Source organism: Kosmotoga pacifica (assembly GCF_001027025.1).
GTDB classification, from domain to species: Bacteria; Thermotogota; Thermotogae; order Petrotogales; family Kosmotogaceae; genus Kosmotoga_B; species Kosmotoga_B pacifica.
Genome location: NZ_CP011232.1, coordinates 64,094 through 85,425, shown reverse-complemented (window position 1 = coordinate 85,425; position 21,332 = coordinate 64,094). Strand labels below are relative to the sequence as shown.

The following is a 21,332-nucleotide window of genomic DNA, read 5'->3' as shown; positions in this document are numbered from 1 at the left end:
CCATCTCAGGAATAGAATGCTTTTCCATTTTCACATAGTATACTATAATGGATTGTCCAGAAGAAAGGAGATAAAAGATGAGAAATGTCGAAAAAGGTAATACTGTAAGGGTACATTACACAGGAAAACTTGAGAATGGCGGGATTTTTGATTCTTCGATCAACCGTTCTCCTCTAGAATTTACTGTTGGAGCCGGCCAGGTAATTGCGGGTTTCGATAGAGCCGTTATTGGAATGAAGGTAGGGGACAAAAAGACTATAACCATACCTTACCAGGATGCCTATGGGCCTCACAGAGATGAACTCGTATTTACTTTCAGCAGAGAGACTATCCCTGAAAATTTCGAACCAGAAGTGGGGCAGAGACTTCAACTCGTAACTGATGATGGCAGATCTGTCAATGTAACAGTGGTTGAAGTCACAGATACAGATGTCACACTCGATGCGAATCATCCTCTCGCCGGGAAAAATCTTGTCTTCGAAATAGAACTCGTTGAGATTTTGAGTTGATATATGCTTGAATAACCCGTTCGTCGAATGCCGCATGACTTCCAAAAAACTTCCTGTGCTAAAATAACAATAACAATGATTCCTTCAGAGGGACGTGGTCTTATAAGGAAGTTAGTACCTTTCCTTTTGTTGTTTGTGTTGTTATTTCATCTTGCAGGATGTCAAAAGAGTTATGAAACTAATGTCAGAATTCATGGGAGAATAAGACCTTTCACAGGCAACATTATTGATTCACCTTTTGTCTCTCGTGTTTTTTCTGGCAACACAACATTTGCTGGAGCGGAGTACATTGTAAAGTTCCAGCCAAATGTTGCCAACAATGCTGTTAGCCTCAATATTCCGGACCATGTGCAAATAGTTTATGAGCTCAATATACCCCATAAGGGGCGATATCTTCTCGTCAGGACCGATAATCCGCAGGAACTTTATTCGATTCCTGGTGTGGAATCTGTAGAAGAAAACGGAAAATTTAAGGCGCTAAAACTACCGGATGACCCGTTAATTGCAAAACAATGGTATCTTACAAAAATCGGTGTGTCCAACGCGTGGAATAAGACTACCGGTTCACCGCTTGTGGTTGTTGCGGTCGTGGATTCAGGTGTCAGACTCGATCATCCCGATCTGCAAAATATATTTCTTGACAGCGGCTATGATTTCATCGACAATGATTCAGACCCTACAGACCCGGACAAATACTCAGATTACCATGGGACACATATTTCAGGGATCATCTCCGCCCTGACAGATAATTCTGAAGGCATTGCCGGTGTCTGCTGGGGTGGCGAGGAAAGCATAAAACTTCTACCAATAAGGGTTCTCAGCGCCAGTACTGGTGATGCTTTGAGTGTTTCAAGTGGTATTGTTTATGCTGTTGAACACGGGGCTAAAGTCATAAACCTCAGCCTTGGGAGTGACACAGATTTCTCAATAGTTCGTGATGCTATTGAATACGCATATGAGAATGATGTCGTTGTTGTCGCAGCTTCAGGTAACGATGGCAAAGAGGGGTTGTTGTTTCCAGCTGCTTATTCGCAGACCATAGCGGTTGGAGCCACTGCAAAATCTGATTTGAAAGCCTGGTATTCTAATTATGGGAGCGAAATTGATCTTGTCTCACCAGGTGGTGATTACAGCGATAACGATGGAGATGGCTTACCAGATGCCATATTGAGCACTTACGATACAAATGATTACGTATACATGGCCGGAACCTCTATGTCTGCTCCTCAGGTTTCAGCAGCAGTTGCTTTACTCTTGAGTAAAGGTTTTACAGGTGTAGAAGAAGTCAGACAGATACTAAAGTCAACAGCACTTGACCTCGGTGATCCCGGCGATGATCTTTATTTTGGTGCAGGTCTCCTCCAGATTGACGCAGCGTTTGACTATGCTGAGCTAAATTTTGAACCTGCGCCGTTCATAATTCAAGCAGTAGACCCATATTCAAACAAACCACTCGCAAACTGTGTTGCGGACTTCAATGGGGAATTTTACCTTGAAGTTCATCAGGTACCTTTTTATCTGCAAGTGTGGCAAGATTTTGATCGTGACGGTGAAATATCTCCCGGTGATATGTTCGGTTATTATGGCTATGAAGGTGGCGATGTATTGGCTGGTATTCCAGCTACTATAACCAGCGAAGGAGAACTGAATTTAGAATTCTTTTTTGCACCTATTCTCACTTACGACCACGAATGACTTTCAAATTCGTTACATACAATTAATTGTGTCCTCTTGAAATCTTACTACTAAAAATGCTACAATGCTCCGGGTATTCAAGAAGGGGTGTTTGGCTTGGTGATGACCTGTAATAACACAACTGAGTATCACATGTATGGAGGGAATCTGACCTTCCCGGTGATGTTTTTTCCACTTTTTCCACTTTCAAATAAATTATTTCCAATAGAAAAAGGTCCCCGTTTTGGGGACCTTTTCTTTTAAATAGTAGAAAGGGGTGTGTTTATGGCATCACAGGCAAAGGCAGTAACGCTTAAAACGGAAGAAGCCGCTTCTTTGAATGGCATCAAACTGTTGATCGTTGGCCTTCAGCACGCGTTTACGATGTTTGGTGCGACGGTTTTAGTACCGTACCTTACCGGTGTTCCTGTGAACGTAGCGCTGTTTACTGCAGGAATCGGTACGCTTCTGTTTCATTTGATAACCCGCTGGAAAGTTCCAGTGTTCCTCGGCTCGAGTTTTGCATACATAGCCCCCATGATCGCCGTTACTCTTTATTACATCAACCAGGGACCTACGCAGTATGACTCCATACAGACTGCACTGAGTGATGGTGTAAACATAACTCCGATGCTTGCCTATGCTACGGGCGGTATCTTAATCGCAGGATTTGTGAAGTTCGGTTTTGGATTGCTCGTTAAATATATAGGAATCGAAAAAGTGAAAGCGTTGTTTCCACCTGTGATATCTGGCACCATGATTACACTGATAGGTCTTATTCTCAGCCCGGTTGCCGTGTCAATGGCTGCTTCAAATTGGCCACTTGCACTGACAGCCCTCGGAACAGCCGTGATAGTCAGGTTATATTTCAAAGGTTTTAACAGGCTAATCCCTGTGATATGGGGAATAATCACGGGTTATCTGGTTGCGGTGATAACGGGAAATGTGGACTTCTCCTCAGTTAACTCAGCGGGATGGATTGGAATACCGGGATTCTTTTTGCCCAAATTTTCGTTGAGGGCTATTTCAATAATCGTACCTGTTGCAATAGCTCCCGCAATTGAACATTTTGGGGATGTGTTCGCTGTTTCAGAAGTAACAGGAAAAAAATTTTATGAAGATCCAGGAATACACAGAACACTCATGGGAGACGGTTTAGCTACTTCTCTTGGTGGTTTTTTCGGTGGTCCAGCTAACACCACATACAGCGAAAATATAGGTGTTCTCGCTATAACGAAGATTTTCAATCCCTGGGTAATGAGAATAGCCGCCATCTTTGCCATAATCCTCTCTTTTGTTCCCAAAGTTGGAGCAATAATTCAGTCCATACCAACAGCCGTAATGGGTGGAATTGAGATACTGCTCTTCGGAATGATAGCCACAGTTGGTCTAAAATCTCTTGTGAGCAATCGAGTAAAGCTCGATGGAAGAAATTTGATACTGGTCTCTGTTATGCTGGTGTTTGGTCTCGGAGGAGCGAAACTCTCTATCGGTTCTTTTGCCCTTGAAGGGCTTGGACTCGCGGCATTGGTTGGATTGATCTTGAATGCGCTATTTACATACACAAAAGCTAGCGAAGAGTAATAAGAGCCGGGAGACTCTCCCGGCTTTTTTGAGTGGTTCAGTTCAATGTCATCTGCCCCTTTGCCTTACGGAAGGTTAGTTCCTATATATTCCTCAGTTAACAAAATTCTCTTTTTGGAAACAAGTTTCTTTTTATTTCATTTTTAGAGAAATTAATTTCCGTAGCGAGTGACAAAAAGGTTTTTCACTCGTCGAACTTCTGATTGTTCTTGCTTTTATAGCTGGTCTCATTGCTACAATCATGCTAGTAGCTCTGAACGCCATTAGAAAAGCGAAGGCTACTCAAGTGCTGCAGACAGTTTCGGTCATTTCACAGTTATTGTTTACTATAAGGCTGAAGATGCCAATTTGACTCAGATTATTTATGTTCTCAAAGATGCAACCAGTACCGTTCCACCTTATTCACCAAGTATTGGAACAATTGCTACAAGAACGAATTGCGTTTACTACACTGTAGAATTCGACGTTTATTGATTATTTGGCTCCATATCTCTATCCCCTGACGGAGGGTTTTTGGCATGGATTTGTATATATAAAATCCAGTGATTCCAATTACTAATAAGGAGGTATGGAGTTATGAGAAGAAAAGACGGATTTTCTCTCGTGGAACTTTTAATCGTTTTGGCTGTCATGGCCGCATTGATCGCCACAATCACTCCTGTGGCTCTTAATGCAATAAGAAAGGCTAAGGCTACACAGGTTGCGCAGAATTTAAAGACATTGGCAAGTGCTTTTGAAAACAAAGTTTACGTTGATGGCTCTGCCCCAAGTACTTTAGACTCACTTGCAAGAGACATTAATACAAGCAATTATGGCTTGGCCTACACCGAATCAAACGGTACCTACACTGTTGTTGTGTTCACTAATGAGGATGTTACACTTTCTCAGGTTCAGAATGTTTTGGCAGATGCTTCAGGATCAGGTTCAACATCCGGTTATAGTTTTCTTAGTGATGGTCTAACCAGCACAACTGGCGGTACTGTGTTCTACACATTCAGTTTCACAGCTTACTGATGAAGATTAATAAAAGCCTCCCTTCGGGGAGGCTTTTATTTTTGCTATAATTTTTTTGATTATTTTTTAGGGGGGATAGTAAGTGAGAAAAGGATTTTCTCTTGTCGAGCTTCTCATTGTTCTTGCGGTCCTTGCCGCTCTCATAGCTTCAATAACAATGGTAGCGTTGAACGCCGTTAGAAAGGCAAAAGCCACTCAGGTAGCTCAAAACCTCAAGGAAATCACGACCTCTATTGAAAACAAGATATATCTTGAAGGTTTTGATCAGCTTTCTGAAATCAGTTCTCTTTCTGACCTCGGTAGAAATATAGATGACGATTACAAACTCTACCTTGTGACAAAGCCCGATGGAGAAATCCTCGTAAATGTTATATACAATTCGCTGGATACAAACGTTGAACTTGTGGAAGAAATACTTCCTGATGCCACTGTGACTAATAGTGATGTTCATTATATCTTGCAGGCCGGAGAAATATTTTACAAAATAACTACGTCCAATAAATTGAAATTTGCCGTTTCAGGCACTACTATTACCACTATTCCGAAGGATTCTATTTACATAAGCAAGAGCGTTCGAATATTTTAGGTGGAGCATTTATTTACCTTTGTCATTTCTTTTTCAAAAAGCTTTTTATTTTAGATATTGTGGTTCTAAGTTCATCATGCGCCATAACGATAAAAAGTGTCATGAAAACGATGTTTCCAACCAATAGCCACTCAACTGAGCCAAGGATGTTCTTCAAAAAATATATCGCTAAGCCGGTTGAAATCGCCATGGTTATCTGCTTCAATATCCTCATAATCGGTACAAATTCTATACCGTAATGCTTAACAATCCTTACCTTAATAAAAGTGCTCATAAACAGCACTATAGATGTGCTGGCAGCAACACCGGCATGCGCAAATGGCTTCATGAGAATCCAATCAAAAAGCGCGTTTGCTGTGATAGAAACAGGGACAATATAGAAAATCCACTTCACCTTTTTGATTGTCGTCAGAAAATTTGAGCTCACCGTTGAAATCGGCCTTATCACCAGCAACGCGCTGTAACCTATCAAGGCAGTGCTAACAAGCCCCGTTGACTCTGCTGAAAACGCCCCGCGTTGAAACACTACCCGTATGAGATACTCCGCCATCACTATTGTCCAAACAGTCAAAGGTATCGCGATGTTCAGGGAGCTCGTAACGGTCTTTTTCATTCTTTTACATGCACCTTCTATATCCTTCGCTGCAACCTTCTCAGAAAGTTCCGTGAAACTTGTCATCGCAAATATAGAAACTACTGTAGAAATGATCCCCAAAAGAGTCGTCGAATATTGCAGGGATGATACCCTTCCTGGAGGCAGCGTTGAGACGAACATCTTATCGACAACAATGTTTATCGTGGAAAGGCTTGAAGAGAACATGAAAGGCAATGCTAGTTTGAACGTCTGCGAAGTCTCTGAAAGAAAAAATTCACCCTTTAGGGAAAAGAAGCGTCTTGAAAAACTGAAATATAAAATGAGAACAAAGAAATTACCAAGAATCATTGCAAGGACATAAGAAGCTTCAGAAAAATAGGGTGCCCCCAAATAGATCACAGGAATGGCGATGAAGTTGAAGATCAACTGAGCAATGCCGTATTGAAAGAAATAACGCTCTGCCCTTAATAAAGCTCCAAGGAGAGCCTGCAAGCCGTTGATCAAGGGTAGGACAGATAAATACCTCAGTTTTCTCGCAGCATAAATAAGTATCTCATTTGAAAATCCTGGAGCAAATAATTTGACTATCTCATCCGGAATTAAATAGAAGATTATCCCGAGTAGTATAAAAACCAACGAATATAACTTCAATAAGCTGCCAGCATACCTGACAGCTTTTTCACTGTTTTTGAACTTCAATTCATGGTATATAGGAAAAAAAATGGCGATGATACCACCTGTTGCGATACCTATAACTGTAGTAACAGGAGTGAGAGCAATAAAAACCGCATCGAGCCGCCAGGAGGTGCCAAACAAATTCGCGATGATAATCTCCCTGACAAAGCCCAGGGTCTTTGATAACAATGTAAAAAGAGTTATGACAATTGTTCCTGCTGCAACAGACTGAACAATTCTTTTGTCTTTTATAATATCACTACTTTTTGCAGTCATAATCAGATTTTAGCATGGAGCACCTGCATCCATTGAGATTTACTACGGCAAAATATGCGAAGCAATCATTGAACTTCCAATAGAACCTTTTCATAAAGTTTTGCCATTATACTTAAATCGAAATCTTCTGCCCTTTTCATGCCGTTCTTTGCATATCTATCTCTTAGTTCTTTATTCCTTAGTAGTTCAACAATCGCTTCTCCCAAAATATGCTCCTCTTCTGAGTAATCTTCACCAGTTTCTTTAAAACGTTCATCACACTTTGGCACCAGAACTCCATATTTCCCGTATTCTATCTTCGAGCCTGAGGTTCTGTCGAAACCAGGGTTGATAATCTCTCTTGGGCCTGATTCGCAATCGGTTGAAATCACAGGCGTTCCACAGGCCATTGATTCCACTATTACATTTGCGAATCCCTCATATAGTGAGGACAGCACAAAAACATCTGATCTGGCAATGTATGAAAAGGGATTTCTCTGAAAGCCTTGAAAATGAACGGCATCTGCTAATTCGAGCTCCTTCGTTAGTTTTATCAACCTATTTTTTAAGGACCCTTTGCCAAGAATAATTAGTTTGGCTTCAGGAAATTTCTTTCTTACCCTTTTAAATGCCCGAATTAGATGCCATTGGGCCTTTTCCTTTTCTAACCTTCCAGCGGTTATTATGGTTGGATTCCCGAAGATTTCTTCTTCGAACACTGTATTTGGAGATTCCTTACTTTTCTCTCTAATATAGTTAATATCTATGGGGTTATGGATAACTACCACTTTGGATTCATTTGCGGGGAAATGATTTATCAGAAGATCCTCAATGCCTTTAGACGGCACAATGATTTTTCTCGCGTGCTTTATCGTATGATTCATTAGGAAGTTATTCACGGAATTGTTGTTGACAAACTTGTAATTCATGTTATGGGATCCAAAGCTAATAACAGCTTTTCTGTTTGAAAAAACGTTGATTACATTCTGAAAGGGCTGGAAGCTCACTGACACATCAGGTCCAAGAATTCTCATTTCCCTGCGATACTTGATGATCACAGATATCAGGTGTATCAAAGCTTGTATCTTCCTTATAAATCTAGGCTTTTTATTCAATTTACTATTTTCAATATCAATTTTATGCAATATGCCGCTGAAAGAATAAGCAATCTCATCTATATCGTTCAAGAAAATATGAACGTCGTATTTTTTAGAAAAGTATGTTGTAAGTAGACTAACTACTCTTTCAACCCCTCCACCTTTCAAAGAAGGGATCATGAAAAGCAGTTTTCTCAAAATAAATCCTCCTATTCCTTTGTTAAAAGTCCTCGATATTGCTAAGAACACATACCTAAAAGCTCAGAGGAGAATTGGGTGAAATTCTTTTGTGCATTGAACCCTACTCCCCATTTCTTTCTGGTGTTTTTTCTTTTAGCCGCGATTTTGTTATGATCTTCGTTAATGAAACGAAATAGCATCTCACCAATTTCTTTAGCAGATACATCTTTATTCAAAATAAAACCATTATCTTCACCAACTATTTCGCTTGTTCCCCCAACATCAGTAGCAATAACTGGAATTCCATAACTCATTGCTTCCATTATTGAAACTGGTAATCCTTCAGACGAACTTGTATTGATGAATACATCTACTGGATTTGAAGAGTAATAGCTTAAAACATGATCGTGAGGCAATTGACCAGCAAATTCATATTTGACATTTTTCTTGCCTAGTTCAAAACGAGCAAATTCTTCTAACTGTTTTCTCTGAGGTCCGTCGCCGATGTGCGTCCAAACTATTTCTTTGCAGGTTCTTTTAGAAACATAAGAAATTGCCTTAATTATGAGCTTCACCCTTTTTACAGTGACTAAAGAAGAGCAAGAGACCGCCCTGAATTTTCCGTCTTTACTTCCCTCGTTAACAATCTTTGGGTCTAAAGTTCCGAGTCTTGAAACCGCTACCTTGTCTGCGTATTGAGGGAACAATGAACTCAAGTAACTCTTTCCATGTTCAGAAACACAGAACACTTTATCTATGTTCGATAGAATATATTCCCTAAGGGGCAAATATCGATTTGATGCATAGGAGTAAAGGTCACTCCCATGAGCTCGCGTGACACACACTACTTCTTTATGCTTCGCCTTTATTTTCAAAACACCATAGGCAGCATAAAGAAGCCAGTAAGAATACAAAATATTTACTTTGATTTTCTTTTGAGAATATTCCTCTTCGAACCAGTTAACAATCTCATTGCCAATAGCACTATAGTTGATGATTTCTGCAAGTTTTCGAGGAAAATAAAGGTTCTTGGAAATTTCTCGGATAATCTCAATCTTATGCCTTAACTCTGAAATCGACTTTAAGACCCTTTGTAGTTTGTTAGTAGAAAGCTTGGCGATGCGCTTTGCCAGAGTTCCACAAACTACCACATTATCAGGCACATCTCTTCTTTTTCCTGTTGCATTCATGGGAGCTAGAATAATATCGAAATATTCCGACAAAATATCTACCTCAACCTTAAGAAATTCTTCTCCAGGAGAAAATGGGAAATGATTAGAGATCAGCAAAATTGTCTTTTTCATTTGATCACTCCTAGAACAAAATCGATGAACTCCTGTTCTTTTTTTTCATTCCAAATGAAGTGTTCAGCATTCGTCTGGATAGCATCGAGGAACGTTTCGTAATCATTCCACGCTTTAATTATTTTAGTGGTAATAGAACATATAGATTGCGTTGTATCAATTACTGTCCCTACATTATATCTCTCAACTAAAGAAGCCATGCTTTTAAAGCGCGAGTTTACGATAACCGGCGTCCCGGCTGCAACTGAATCAAACAGTTTGTTTGGTAAAGAGTAGATATCGTTGGAATAGTTGATATCTTTCCTTGATTGGAAAGATATAAGAGAAAATGCAGATCTGGCAACTTCTTTCATCATTTCAGGATAGGGAAGGAAAGGAAGTGAAATATCCGCAATATTCCAGTTCATACCAATGCTTTTTAGAGTGAATCCCCTGTTTTTTAACTCCATAAGGAAGGCTTTTTCACTATTCGTACTTCTTTGAGCCCTGCCAACATAAACTATCTCTTTCCTTCGTTTGCTTCTTGGTTCAGGGAGAAGTTTAATTGAAGCATAATTTGGAAGAATGAAGAAGGGCTTACTTAAAACCCTGGTTTTCGTCAGCATAAATTTAAGCGCTTCTTCAGAAGCACAGGCAATAGCGTCGGATAACAAAAGTTGTTGTTTAAATATTTGCCACATGATAAAAGAGAGCGATTTATACCGTTCTGGGAGAAATTGAATAGGTATTATTTCATGGAGTTCATAAATTAAGGTTTTCCCTCTTTCTTTCACGGCTTTAAAAATGCCAAGAGGCATCGAAGCAGGAAAATAATGAAAATAGGCGAGATCGTAATCAAGAGTTTTAACAAGTTTGAGAATTTCTTTGTCAAATTCTCTTCTTTGTTTGTAATATTTAATTCGCTTCTTAGCATTTGGTTTCTTCAATGGAATGCTAACTATATCTTCAAAATCATTTACAAAGTCTCCGGCGTATTGATAATATACTGTTCCAAGTTTTCTTAGAGCCTTTACCGTTCTCATAACTCTTTTATCGTTAAATGTATGATTATAACCGATAACCAGAGATTTCATTTCTTACCAACCCTTTCGTATAATTCAACAAGGCATTCTTCAATGGATTCCCATAAATAGTTCTTGCTCTTTTCTCTTCCGGCGTTACCTAAAGTCTTTCTAAGCACTTGATCTTTTACCAATAATTCCATTTTTTTAGCGATGTCTTCGGGTGATTCGGGATCAACATAGAGCGCACAGGAAGGATTTTCAAGAATATTCTTCCAATAATCAAAATTTGATGCGATTATCGGCAACCCAAAAGCCATGTATTCAAACATCTTCAATGGTGAAGATTCTTCCTTGCTCTTTCCTCTGTGAATCACCAACATGCCTATATCTGAATTTGCCGTTATTTCAAGTGCCTTTTTGTAAGGAACTTGTCCAAAATAGCGGAATCCTTTCAAGGTTACTTCAGCTCGTTGGATAAACTGTCTTATCTTCTCGGTATATATCGGACCAGCGAGATGAAGCTCAATTTCATATCCCTTTCCAACTAAAATTTCATAAGCTTTAATCATTTCAATTATTGCCCGATCTTCATCAAGGGAGCCAACATAAACGAATCTTAATTTGTCGCTCTTCTTGTTTTCTGAAACTTCATTAAATATAGTTGACTCAGGATAATTTGGTAAAACTGCAAATTCCCTGACCCCTTGAAATCTTTGCAACTGCTGAGGAACAACAACTACTATTCCATCGAATTTGGAAACAGCTCTTCTTTCTTTGACGTCAACAACTTTTGCAAGAATTTTTCTCAAAAATCTGGGAATCCATGTCTTCTGCAAGATTACCGATGGGTAATTTTCATGGATATCATAGATGACCTTCTTGCCAGTTTTCTTGAGTTTTATTCCAATGTTTATAAGCTCAGGGTCGTGAAAATGATAAATATTGGCATCGACTTTAAGGGCCTTTTTAAAGGCTTCTCTTGACCCAAAAACAAATCTCTTTATCCTCGAAGCATGCTTTGTAATGGGAATATAATCAACACCATCAATATCAAAGACTCCTTGGGGAGCTATGTATGTAATAGAAGCACCAGCTTTCAGTGCGGTTTTTATCTCTTTATTTATCCTCACGTCATTAGGTGGGTGGGCTGTTGTTATAACACATATCTTCATATTATTTTCCTCCAACGATTAACTTGAATATTCCTGCTAGAGAACCCAAACCATAAGATATATGCAAGCTGAGAAATCCAAAAAGCGCCAGAAAAAAGGCCTTGAGGCTTTTCAGCTTTTTTGAGATTGGTATTGAATATAAAATATCAAGCATCATGTATAATCCAAAGACTGCAATAAAGATATTTCTAGCATGATGTGAAAACAGTGACAATACCCCCCCAGCCAGCAAAAAGATTACAAACAAAAGGGGTACAAGATGTCTCAAAGAAAATGGGAGTTTCGAAAACTTACTGCCATATATCACCCAAAACCCATTTCCAAAGTTGTTTTTCCAGAATTCTTTGAATGTTGAACGGGAAAAATAAGTTAACACGACATCAGGAAAAAGCATTATTTTTCCACCAGCTCTTTTGAGCCGTAGGTTCAATTCTATATCCTGGTTCCTAACAAGTTTTTCGTTAAAATATCCGACCTTTTCAAAGACATCTCGTCTATAAAATCCGAAAGGAACAGTGTCTACTTCTTCTGGTTGATCGATTCCCGTCCGAAATTTTGCCCCACCGACACCAAATTTGCTAGATAATATTTCTGCAATAACTTTGCCTTTTAACGTATCTCTCCGAGGTACTGTCAGCACAAGACCACCAACATTATCTGCATTATACTCAGTTATGTATTTAACGAATTTTGATACATAGTCTTTCGGAATTTCGCTATGAGCACCAGAAAAAAGAATATATTTTCCTTTAGCTTCTTTTATGCCCAAATTGAGTGCAACCGGGGTGGTTCTTCGAGGGTTCTTAATCAATCTTATCAGGGGGAATTTTTTTGAGTATTCTTCTACTACCTTTGACGTTCTGTCTTCACTCATGCCATCAACTACTATGATCTCCATTGAATCCAGGGGATAATCCTGATTAAGGAATCCATCTAAACATTTCCCGATAAACTGTTCTTCGTTTCTTGCAGGTATGACAACGGAAACAACTGGCAACATACATTCCTCTCCCTTCGTGCGGTTAAATTATACAGCACTTGTAATATACCAACCAACAAATTTTGATGGTTAACAATTCGTCTAAACGTACATATTAAAAGGGTGATATGTTATAATTCACTCAGTGAATGAATAATGAGGTGAGATGATGAACATCAATGAATTTTCCTTCTTAAACCCTTCGCCGGATTTTAGAGAAATGAGTATTTTAAGAGCGATTACCAAAAACGCGGATATTTCACAGCAAAGGTTATCTCAGATTTCCGGTGTTGTACCCAGTATGATAAACCGATATTTGAGCGATTTTGAAGATAAGGGATACATCAAAAAAATGGGTGAAAACCGGAGAAACATGAAGTACATTTTGACAGAATCGGGAAAATTCAGGCTCCAGTTTCTCACTATTTCCTACCTTCGTGAAATCGCTAAGCTCTATGCCCAGTCACGGGAAATATTCGGAAAGGTTCTGGATAAGCTCCTGTATGAAGAATACAAGAGGCCTCTGCTTTATGGTGCTGGCATAATAGGAAGCATTTTATTTGACATTCTTCAAACTGAAGGCATTGAACCAATAGGATTTGTAGACGACTCAAAGGTAAAGCAAGGTAATATGTTTCATGGACTTTACGTCTATTCTGCCAAAGAAGCGAAAGAGCTTCAATACGATGTGGTTATAGTTGCTTCCTTCAGACATGCCGGCGATATTGCCAAAAATGCAACAAAAGCCGGAATGAAGAACATCATGGTCTTTACAATCTCAGAAATGGGAGAAGTGGAGCTGTCTAATTTAACTCAACAAAGCATCGAGAGCCGAGAAGGCGAGAACCGAGAAATTGAATAGAAATAACCAATCTCGAATCTCGCTTCTCAACAAAAAGGAGGTTAACCATGAAAATTCCATTGTTTGATTTAACCAGACAGTATATAAAAATAAGACAAGAAATACTGACAGAAATCGATAAGGTAATAAGTTCCGGGAGGGTAATTCTCGGTGAAAATGTAAGTCTGTTTGAAGAGGAAATAGCTAATTTTGTTGGAGTAAAACATGCTATTGGTGTTGCTAATGGTTCCGATGCACTCTTCATTGCTTTGAAAGCCCTGGGAATTGGTGAAGGAGATTATGTCATCACCACACCCTATACTTTCTTCGCCACTGTTAGCTGCATAACACGAAACAGAGCAATTCCAATATTTGTAGACATCGATCCAGTCACCTACAATATTGATCTGGATAAAGTTGAAGAGGTTCTTACATCTCACCCAAACAGAGACAGAATAAAGGCCTTTATCCCGGTACACCTTTTTGGGCAAACGGTTAATCTGGAAAGATTGGAATATATCAAGCAAAAGTATGGAATTAAAATTCTAGAAGATTGTGCTCAATCCATAGGGTCTACATGGACGTATTCTGATGGTACGGTGAAAAGAAGCGGTTCAATAGGAGATGCTGCAGTCTTTTCTTTCTTTCCTACGAAGAACCTTGGAGCTTATGGTGATGGAGGAATGATCGTTGCAAATGATGACGAGATCGCGGAGTTCTGCCGTAGTTTTCGGGTTCATGGCTCAAAAACTAAATACGTTCATGATGTTGTTGGCATAAACTCTCGATTGGATGAAATTCAGGCAGCCGTATTGAGGGTTAAATTCAGATATTTACAGGAATATACCAATAAAAGGCGGGAAATAGCCAAAGAATACCAAAAGCTATTCGAGGATACCAAAAGTGTGAAAGAAATGATCGTGTGGCCAAATGTTCCTGATGATAATTCTCACGTTTTTCACCAGTATGTTATTAGGGTAAAGAACGGGCAAAGAGATGTTCTAAGGGAGTTCTTGAAAGAAAAAGGCATAGGAACTTCGATATATTATCCCATGGGTCTTCATCAGCAAAAGTGCTTTGCATATCTGAACATTCCAAAGGGGTCTTTGCCTGAAACAGAAAGAGCTTCCAAAGAGTCCCTGGCTCTTCCGATATTTCCAGAATTAAAAATTAAAGAGGTGGAATATATAGTTCTTAAAATTTTGGAATATCGAGGTGGTTGATATGAAACTAAGTGATATTGAAAGCTCCTTTGGAATTGGTAAAGTTTTAAGAGATGCTCAATTCAAAACGCTTGGTAAATTAAACGCTCTTTCAGCAGAAGAAAGCATGATTTTTCTTTTAAGCGAGAAATATCTTTCAATGCTTCCTCACAAGATGGTATCAGCTGTTATAACCACTAAAGAACTTGCGGACGAAGTTTTAAAAAAGGGTGAAATTGGTGTCATTGTTTCTGATAAACCAAAAGAAGACTTTTATAAAATACATGAAGCTCTCATTGATGAAGGCTTCTATTACAAGACAAGAAATTCAAATATTCATGAATCTGTACAGATTTTTCCTGGCGTCTTTATTGCTGAAAAGAATGTTATTATCGGAAAAAATACAATTATCTATCCTAATGTTGTAATCCTGGAAAATACGGAAATTGGAGAAAATTGCGTTATAAGAGCAGGAACAGTTATTGGTACTCCTGGTTATGAAGTAACCGAGTTCAATGGAAAACAAAGAGTCATAAAACACGCAGGTAAAGTTGTAATTGGGAATAACGTGGAACTTCAAGCAAATAATGCTGTCTCAAAAGGACTCTTCGTAACAAGAAATACAGAAATACATGACGATGTTAAAACAGACAATTTAGTACACATAGCTCATGGAGTCAAGATTGGAAGACGAACAAAAATAGCCGCTAGTGCAATGATAGCAGGTAATGTAAATATTGGTGAAGATGTTTGGATAGGTCCTTCAGCAGTCATTTCAAATGGAATAAACATTGGAGACAAAGCAGCGATTACTCTTGGAGCTGTGGTTACCAAAGATGTCCCCCCAGGAGCGAGAGTATCCGGAAATTTTGCGATAGACCATGCGAAGTTTATTCAATTTATTAAATCGATAAGATAGGAGTGGGGATAATGCTTAAAAAGAAAATTGCGGAAAGAGAGGCTGTGATAGGTGTTATTGGTTTGGGATATGTGGGCTTGCCCCTTGCCGTTGAAAAAGCAAAGGCGGGTTTCAAAGTTATCGGGTTTGATATTCAAGAATCAAAAGTAGATATGGTCAACAGAGGCCACAACTATATTGGTGATGTAGTGAATGAAGATCTAGAGAAGATCGTTAGAAAAGGAATGTTGAGAGCTACAACTGATTTTGATGAACTCAAGAACTGTGATGTCGTCGCAATTTGTGTGCCAACACCTCTAAATGTTTTCAAACAACCCGATCTAACATATGTCATCAATTCGACAAAAGAAGTCGCTAAAAGGCTTCACAAAGATATGTTGGTCGTTCTGGAATCAACAACATATCCTGGTACTACTGAGGAAGTAATGAAACCGATCCTCGAAGAGACGGGATTGAAGTGTGAAGAAGATTTTTATCTCGCCTTCAGTCCGGAGAGAGTCGATCCTGGAAATCTCAGATACAAGACAAAAAATACCCCGAAAGTTGTTGGAGGGGTAGGCAAGGAATCGACGGAAGTAGCGAAACTTCTGTATGAATCGGTGCTTGATGCCGAGGTTTTTGTGGTTTCCTCACCAAAAGAGGCTGAGATGACGAAGATCCTTGAAAACACTTTCAGAATAGTAAACATAGCTTTAATAAACGAAATGGCGATCGTTGCAAACAAAATGGGTATTAACATCTGGGAAGTTGTAGATGCAGCTTCCACAAAGCCTTTTGGTTTTATGCCCTTTTATCCTGGGCCTGGGGTTGGGGGACATTGCATTCCTATTGATCCCTTCTATCTCACCTACATTGCCAGAAAATATGATTATCACACTCGTTTGATAGAACTGGCAGGAGAGATAAATGACTTCATGCCGGAATACGTTGTTGACAGACTTATGAAGCTCCTGAATGAGAGAAAAAAGTGCATGAATGGTGCGAAGATTGTTATGCTGGGCATCGCTTACAAGGGGGATATAGATGATATGAGAGAATCCCCCGCTCTCAAGGTTCTTGAACATTTGGAGAAGAATTTAGCCGACGTTACCGTCGTTGATCCTTATGTAAACGAATTCAAATGGAATGATGGAATAGTGAAGACTGCAAAACTCTCTGCCGAGCTCATTAAAAGTGCCGATGCAGTTATTATCACTACAGCTCACAAACGTAATGTAAATTACAAACTCGTTGTTGATAATGCAAAATTGGTGTTCGATACGAAGAATATCCTAAAGACTCTTGGAATTAGCGGGGAAAATGTGGAAGTACTTTGAGAACGTTGTAGGTTGTTCGTTGTAGGTTGTACGTAAAGGAGGATAAAATGAAAACGTATAAGGAACTTGATGCTTGGCAATTTAGTATGTTTCTCGCAAAGAAAATATATGAAATAACAAAATCTTTTCCTACATATGAACAATACGGACTTTCTTTGCAAATGCAAAGAGCTGCAGTTTCGGTGCCTTCGAATATTGCCGAGGGATCGGGAAGGAATCATAAAAAAGAATTTGTGCAGTTTTTGTACCATTCGAGAGGTTCTTTGCTTGAACTGGAAACTCAAGTCGAACTTTCTAAGATGCTGGATTATTTAGATGAAGAAAATTACCTGGAGGTTTCTTCACTTATTAAACGAACTCACAGAATCATAAATGGTTTAATTTTTTCACTTAAAAATTCACCTACAACCAACAACCAACAACGTACAACGGCAGAGGAGTGATCCTATGGCTCGGTTGCGCGCTGCATTAATCGGTTGTGGACGTATCGGAATTAAGAAGCACCTTGAGGCATTTGCGGTTAATTCCGACAAAATAGAACTTGTTGCGGTATGTGATATTGTAAAAGAGAGAGCTGAAAAAGCTGCGGAAGAGTATAAGAAGCGTTGTGGGTTGTACGTTGTGGGTTGTACGGAAGATCAAGCGGTTATGAACAACGTTCTAAAAAGCGCACAACCAACAACCAACAACCAACGACGTATTTCCAAACCACAAGTTATTACTGACTATTCTGAATTGCTTGATAAAGACATCGACTTTGTGACCATTGCCACAGAAAGTGGGAATCACTATAAAAACACTATTGATTTCTTGAGTGCTGGTAAACATGTCCTTGTTGAAAAGCCCATGGCTTTGAGTACAAGACATATGAATGAAATGATTTCCCTCGCCAAAGAAAAAGAGCTCAAGCTTGGTGTCTGTTTTCAAAATAGATTCAACCCACCTATCCAGGAGCTAAGAAAGGCGATTGATTCTGGAGCGTTTGGGAGAATTTTCAATGCAACAGCGAGAATTCTCTGGAACAGGAATGAAGATTATTATAAACAGGCTTCATGGAGAGGAACGTGGGCCATGGATGGTGGCACGTTAATGAACCAGTGCTCCCATAATATAGATCTGCTTCAGTGGGTTCTTGGGGGAGAGGTAGAGGAAATTTACGCCGTGACAAAAAATTACAATCACAAATATATAGAAACAGAGGATTTTGGCGTTGCGATCATAAAATTCAAAAACGGTTCCGTTGGAATAATTGAAGGAACTGCGAATGTTTATCCAAAAAACCTTGAAGAGACCCTTTCAGTTTTCGGTGAAAGGGGTACGGTGGTTATAGGTGGTCTGGCAGTTAATCGCATTCAAACATGGTTGTTCGACGGTGTCGATGGTCATCCTTTCATGAAATTGCCAGATCCTGAAACTGTATATGGCTACGGCCATGTCACCCTTTTTGCAGATTTTGTAGATGCAATTATTGAAAACAGGGATCCTTACATCACCGGTGAAGAGGGAAGAAAGGCAGTAGAAATAATTCTCGGAATCTATAAATCTGCTAAAGAAAAACAACCTGTAAAGTTTCCAATTGATTTTTCAACTGAGGATATGATGGGTATAGAGCTCTAAAAAATAAAATTACAATTCCGAGGGTGACTTTTTAAGTCACCCTTGTTTTATTTTCAAAAATACTTTTGTGCTGTTAAGTTGCCAAAAATATCGGGAACTCGCCAAAATTAACAATTATCGTCTTTATTTCATTTGTGAACATATACCTTGTAATGTACATTTGGAGTTGTCTTCAAGTACATTTATGCCAATTTTATTTTTGCTATATTATATGATATAGTAAGGTAAACGAACAATATGATCGGGGGCGATAAGATGTTTTTTTTGAATGTTCCTCTGTATGAAGAACTGGAACGGGAAGAAAAGCTTGGGAATTTCAAGAAAGCTAAGACTATGATTTCTGAGAAGTTGAAATCTGAGTCTCTCCCTTCTTCGCTCAGGAAACGCCTTGAGTTCGAACTTGAGAGGATCGACAGATTAATCAAAAACTACCCTTTCAACGAGGAATCTGCCAGAAAAAAGCTGTTCGAATCAATCGATGATTTTACCGAGGAAGAATACCACGAACTCATGGCAAAAGGGTTGTTGGATTATATCGTTGTCGAAGGTGAAAAGAAATTCGAGACGAGGTTTTTTGAAAATCTGATCTTCGCGTTACCCGAGTACAAGAAGCGAACTAAGAAGGATGAAAAGCAGGAGGAAGTACGTAAATTTCTTTACAGCCGTCTTGAAGCTCTCCTGTCCGGTGACAAACCTAAAACATACAGAGTAAACGCTGAGATAGAGGTTAAACCAGCTATCGAGAAGATAAACGGAAAACACGTGAGGTGCTGGTTGCCCTTTCCGAAGGTCGAAGCTCAGGTTTTGGATGCTAAACTTATTGAGGTGAGTCACAATAAATATTTCATTGCACCCAATGATGCACCACATCGCACGATTTATATGGAAGACGAACTCAAAGAAGGATTGAAATTCAGCGTGAGGTTTGAGTATGTCATCAGGGAGCAATTCAATTCAGTAGATCCTGGAAAAGTATCTAACACTATCGTGCCTGGGTTTTCGCAATATCTTCAAGAAAAACCTCCGCATATCGTTTTTACGCCCTACTTGAAGAATCTAACTGAAGAAATAGTGGGGAACGAAACGAACCCATATTTGAAAGCGAAGAAAATATACGATTGGATCACACACAACGTGCGGTATTCATTCATGCATCCATACGCTCTCTATGAAAACATTCCAATGTTTGTAGCCTCAAACCTTAGAGGAGACTGTGGAGCTCAGGCTTCTCTCTTCATAACACTGTGCAGAATTGCTGGAGTCCCTGCGAGATGGCAATCAGGCTGGTATGCAAATCCATTTTTTGCTTCACCTCATGACTGGACAATGTTCTACGTTGAGCCTTACGGCTGGCTCCCCGCTGACCTTTCTTTCGGAGGCAGAAGGCCTGAAAGACCTGAATGGGTGAACAAATTCTATTTTGGAAACCTTGACGCCTTCAGAATGGTAGCGAATTCTGAATACATGGCTGCACTTCAGCCTGCAAAGAAATACTTGCGTTCAGATCCCTATGACAACCAGGTGGGGGAACTCGAAACGGAAGCTGGGAACATTTATAACGACGCATTTGATTCTGAAATGAAGATAATTTCCTTTGAAGAGATAAGTTTATAGGGGAGGGATTGTGATGGGAAAAATTGTCGATGTGAAGTTCATTGTGAAAGAATATACGTATGAGAAACCTTTTCACATCGCGAATAGTATCGCTGCCGGAAGTACAAACGTAGAAGTTCAGGTGTTTGTTGAAAACGGGGCTATTGGCTACGGAGAAGCTGCGCCATCTTATCGTGTGAACGGCGAAAGGGTAGAGACCTTCCCTACATTGGAAGCTTTTGTGAAAGAGCAACTTGTCGGAGTAGATGTAAGAAATTACAGACGCATTTTCGACATTATGGACGGATTGCGTTCTGCTTCCAGCGTAAAAGCTGCGGTACAGTTTGCAGTGTTGGACGCTTTTAGTGTTGAGACTGGCGTTCCTGTCTACCAGCTCTTCGGTGGCGCCAAGGATGAGATTGAAACCGATAAAACGGTGGGTATAGACACGGTGGAAAATATGGCAACTGAAGCGAGAAAGATTTTCGAGTCCGGGTTCAAAACCATTAAGATAAAAGTCGGAGAAGACTTAAAGAAGGACATTCAAGTTATGGAAGCGATAGCAGAAGTAACCAGAGGAGCGAATTATATTGTCGATGCCAACACAGGTTATACTCCAAAGGAAGCCATTTACTTTGCTAAAGCGCTGTATTCTAGAGGTATAGATATAAGTGTTTTTGAACAACCTGTGAAAGCCGAGGATATAGAAGGTTTGAAATTCGTCAGGTATAATTCACCGTTCCCTGTCGCTGCGGACGAGAGCGCAAGGACAAGATACGATGTCCTGAGGTTGATAAAGCATGATGCTGTTGATTTCGTCAACATAAAATTGATGAAATCCGGTATCTCGGATGCCCTGGCTATTGTAGAGATGGCAAACACGGCTAAAATTCAGTTGATGATTGGTTGTATGAGTGAATCGAGTGTGGGTATTAATCAAAGTGTCCAATTTGCTCTTGGAACAGGCGCTTTTGTGTTCCATGACCTCGATTCACATCTAATGCTCCTTGAAGATAGTTTCAGAGGGAAATTTGTGCAAAAGGGCCCAAGAATGCTAGCATGATGTTTTCTCTTTACAAAAGGCCGTATAGCTAAACCTATACGGCTTTTTCTTTTTAAAGTGATGTAAGCGGCAAAACAAACAATTCACAAGAGAGACCTGGCTACATATCACTATTACTCGAACGTGACACACGAAATTTAGCGTGACATAGTA

At 39.5% G+C, this 21,332-nt stretch carries 19 protein-coding genes and 1 pseudogene; 14 read left to right on the top strand and 6 right to left on the bottom strand.

Translation table 11 applies throughout. From position 1 onward, the window contains the following. Positions 1 to 77: 77 nt before the first annotated feature. The 6 genes and pseudogenes from IX53_RS00370 to IX53_RS00350 all read left to right on the top strand — a co-directional run bounded on the left by IX53_RS00370 (position 78) and on the right by IX53_RS00350 (position 5,367). Complete coding sequence (locus IX53_RS00370; RefSeq protein ID WP_047753666.1) at positions 78 to 509, top strand: FKBP-type peptidyl-prolyl cis-trans isomerase; 432 nt, start codon at positions 78 to 80, stop codon at positions 507 to 509. A gap of 75 nt (positions 510 to 584) precedes the next feature. Next, positions 585 to 2,204 carry a S8 family peptidase gene (locus IX53_RS00365; protein WP_218916070.1) on the top strand — a complete coding sequence of 540 codons (1,620 nt, stop codon included), beginning with the start codon at positions 585 to 587 and terminating at the stop codon, positions 2,202 to 2,204. A 264-nt stretch (positions 2,205 to 2,468) separates the two neighbouring features. Further along, on the top strand, positions 2,469 to 3,767 hold the full coding sequence (locus tag IX53_RS00360) for a uracil-xanthine permease family protein (RefSeq protein WP_047753665.1): 1,299 nt from the start codon (positions 2,469 to 2,471) through the stop codon (positions 3,765 to 3,767). Between the two features lie 175 nt (positions 3,768 to 3,942). Then, positions 3,943 to 4,119 (top strand): annotated as a pseudogene (locus IX53_RS11200) (type II secretion system protein); the annotation flags it as partial. 224 nt (positions 4,120 to 4,343) lie between these two features. After that, on the top strand, positions 4,344 to 4,781 hold the full coding sequence (locus tag IX53_RS00355) for a type II secretion system protein (RefSeq protein ID WP_047753664.1): 438 nt from the start codon (positions 4,344 to 4,346) through the stop codon (positions 4,779 to 4,781). Positions 4,782 to 4,863: 82 nt separating this feature from the next. Next, the gene (locus IX53_RS00350) at positions 4,864 to 5,367 is read left to right on the top strand and encodes a type II secretion system protein (RefSeq protein ID WP_053001068.1); all 504 of its coding nucleotides are present in this window, start codon (positions 4,864 to 4,866) and stop codon (positions 5,365 to 5,367) included. 22 nt (positions 5,368 to 5,389) lie between these two features. On the opposite strand, the gene IX53_RS00345 is transcribed toward IX53_RS00350, so the two are convergent. From IX53_RS00345 to IX53_RS00320, 6 genes are all read right to left on the bottom strand, one after another. After that, positions 5,390 to 6,913 (bottom strand): lipid II flippase MurJ, encoded by a 1,524-nt coding sequence (locus IX53_RS00345; protein WP_047753663.1) that lies wholly within the window; start codon positions 6,911 to 6,913, stop codon positions 5,390 to 5,392. Positions 6,914 to 6,978: 65 nt separating this feature from the next. Beyond that, entirely contained in the window at positions 6,979 to 8,187 is a 1,209-nt protein-coding gene (locus IX53_RS00340; RefSeq protein WP_047753662.1) for a glycosyltransferase, read from the bottom strand. Positions 8,188 to 8,228: 41 nt separating this feature from the next. After that, positions 8,229 to 9,473 carry a glycosyltransferase gene (locus tag IX53_RS00335; protein ID WP_047753661.1) on the bottom strand — a complete coding sequence of 415 codons (1,245 nt, stop codon included), beginning with the start codon at positions 9,471 to 9,473 and terminating at the stop codon, positions 8,229 to 8,231. Then, positions 9,470 to 10,546: a glycosyltransferase gene (locus IX53_RS00330; protein ID WP_047753660.1), complete on the bottom strand. Its 1,077-nt coding sequence runs from the start codon at positions 10,544 to 10,546 to the stop codon at positions 9,470 to 9,472. Before IX53_RS00330 ends, IX53_RS00335 begins: the two co-directional genes overlap by 4 nt. Further along, positions 10,543 to 11,649: a glycosyltransferase family 4 protein gene (locus IX53_RS00325; RefSeq protein WP_047753659.1), complete on the bottom strand. Its 1,107-nt coding sequence runs from the start codon at positions 11,647 to 11,649 to the stop codon at positions 10,543 to 10,545. The genes IX53_RS00330 and IX53_RS00325 overlap by 4 nt, the downstream gene beginning before the upstream one ends. Position 11,650: 1 nt before the next feature. Beyond that, a complete protein-coding gene (locus tag IX53_RS00320; protein WP_047753658.1) occupies positions 11,651 to 12,649 on the bottom strand; it encodes a glycosyltransferase family 2 protein in 999 nt (332 codons plus the stop codon). 148 nt (positions 12,650 to 12,797) lie between these two features. On the opposite strand from IX53_RS00320, the gene IX53_RS00315 reads away from it, so the two are divergent. The 8 genes from IX53_RS00315 to IX53_RS00280 all read left to right on the top strand — a co-directional run bounded on the left by IX53_RS00315 (position 12,798) and on the right by IX53_RS00280 (position 21,179). Beyond that, positions 12,798 to 13,490, top strand: coding sequence for a MarR family winged helix-turn-helix transcriptional regulator (locus tag IX53_RS00315; RefSeq protein WP_047753657.1), 693 nt, complete (start codon positions 12,798 to 12,800; stop codon positions 13,488 to 13,490). Between the two features lie 47 nt (positions 13,491 to 13,537). Continuing rightward, on the top strand, positions 13,538 to 14,692 hold the full coding sequence (locus IX53_RS00310) for a DegT/DnrJ/EryC1/StrS family aminotransferase (protein ID WP_047753656.1): 1,155 nt from the start codon (positions 13,538 to 13,540) through the stop codon (positions 14,690 to 14,692). A 1-nt stretch (position 14,693) separates the two neighbouring features. After that, positions 14,694 to 15,590 (top strand): UDP-3-O-(3-hydroxymyristoyl)glucosamine N-acyltransferase, encoded by an 897-nt coding sequence (locus tag IX53_RS11135; protein WP_047753655.1) that lies wholly within the window; start codon positions 14,694 to 14,696, stop codon positions 15,588 to 15,590. A gap of 11 nt (positions 15,591 to 15,601) precedes the next feature. Next, positions 15,602 to 16,906: a nucleotide sugar dehydrogenase gene (locus tag IX53_RS00300; RefSeq protein ID WP_047753654.1), complete on the top strand. Its 1,305-nt coding sequence runs from the start codon at positions 15,602 to 15,604 to the stop codon at positions 16,904 to 16,906. Between the two features lie 47 nt (positions 16,907 to 16,953). Further along, a complete protein-coding gene (locus IX53_RS00295; protein WP_047753653.1) occupies positions 16,954 to 17,349 on the top strand; it encodes a four helix bundle protein in 396 nt (131 codons plus the stop codon). Positions 17,350 to 17,353: 4 nt separating this feature from the next. Continuing rightward, a complete protein-coding gene (locus tag IX53_RS00290; protein WP_047753652.1) occupies positions 17,354 to 18,523 on the top strand; it encodes a Gfo/Idh/MocA family protein in 1,170 nt (389 codons plus the stop codon). A 255-nt stretch (positions 18,524 to 18,778) separates the two neighbouring features. Further along, complete coding sequence (locus IX53_RS00285; protein ID WP_047753651.1) at positions 18,779 to 20,137, top strand: transglutaminase-like domain-containing protein; 1,359 nt, start codon at positions 18,779 to 18,781, stop codon at positions 20,135 to 20,137. A 13-nt stretch (positions 20,138 to 20,150) separates the two neighbouring features. Further along, a complete protein-coding gene (locus IX53_RS00280) occupies positions 20,151 to 21,179 on the top strand; it encodes an L-Ala-D/L-Glu epimerase (protein ID WP_047753650.1) in 1,029 nt (342 codons plus the stop codon). Positions 21,180 to 21,332: the final 153 nt, after the last annotated feature.

Bases quoted from the DNA above. Each gene is read 5' to 3' on its own strand.
- IX53_RS00285 (WP_047753651.1), top strand. From the start codon at position 18,779: ATGTTTTTTTTGAATGTTCCTCTGTATGAAGAACTGGAACGGGAAGAA.
- IX53_RS00355 (WP_047753664.1), top strand. From the start codon at position 4,344: ATGAGAAGAAAAGACGGATTTTCTCTCGTGGAACTTTTAATCGTTTTG.
- IX53_RS00360 (WP_047753665.1), top strand. From the start codon at position 2,469: ATGGCATCACAGGCAAAGGCAGTAACGCTTAAAACGGAAGAAGCCGCT.
- IX53_RS11135 (WP_047753655.1), top strand. From the start codon at position 14,694: ATGAAACTAAGTGATATTGAAAGCTCCTTTGGAATTGGTAAAGTTTTA.
- IX53_RS00330 (WP_047753660.1), bottom strand. From the start codon at position 10,546: ATGAAATCTCTGGTTATCGGTTATAATCATACATTTAACGATAAAAGA.
- IX53_RS00345 (WP_047753663.1), bottom strand. From the start codon at position 6,913: ATGACTGCAAAAAGTAGTGATATTATAAAAGACAAAAGAATTGTTCAG.
- IX53_RS00300 (WP_047753654.1), top strand. From the start codon at position 15,602: ATGCTTAAAAAGAAAATTGCGGAAAGAGAGGCTGTGATAGGTGTTATT.
- IX53_RS00335 (WP_047753661.1), bottom strand. From the start codon at position 9,473: ATGAAAAAGACAATTTTGCTGATCTCTAATCATTTCCCATTTTCTCCT.
- IX53_RS00295 (WP_047753653.1), top strand. From the start codon at position 16,954: ATGAAAACGTATAAGGAACTTGATGCTTGGCAATTTAGTATGTTTCTC.
- IX53_RS00325 (WP_047753659.1), bottom strand. From the start codon at position 11,649: ATGAAGATATGTGTTATAACAACAGCCCACCCACCTAATGACGTGAGG.
- IX53_RS00310 (WP_047753656.1), top strand. From the start codon at position 13,538: ATGAAAATTCCATTGTTTGATTTAACCAGACAGTATATAAAAATAAGA.
- IX53_RS00365 (WP_218916070.1), top strand. From the start codon at position 585: ATGATTCCTTCAGAGGGACGTGGTCTTATAAGGAAGTTAGTACCTTTC.
- IX53_RS00280 (WP_047753650.1), top strand. From the start codon at position 20,151: ATGGGAAAAATTGTCGATGTGAAGTTCATTGTGAAAGAATATACGTAT.
- IX53_RS00290 (WP_047753652.1), top strand. From the start codon at position 17,354: ATGGCTCGGTTGCGCGCTGCATTAATCGGTTGTGGACGTATCGGAATT.
- IX53_RS00320 (WP_047753658.1), bottom strand. From the start codon at position 12,649: ATGTTGCCAGTTGTTTCCGTTGTCATACCTGCAAGAAACGAAGAACAG.
- IX53_RS00370 (WP_047753666.1), top strand. From the start codon at position 78: ATGAGAAATGTCGAAAAAGGTAATACTGTAAGGGTACATTACACAGGA.
- IX53_RS00315 (WP_047753657.1), top strand. From the start codon at position 12,798: ATGAACATCAATGAATTTTCCTTCTTAAACCCTTCGCCGGATTTTAGA.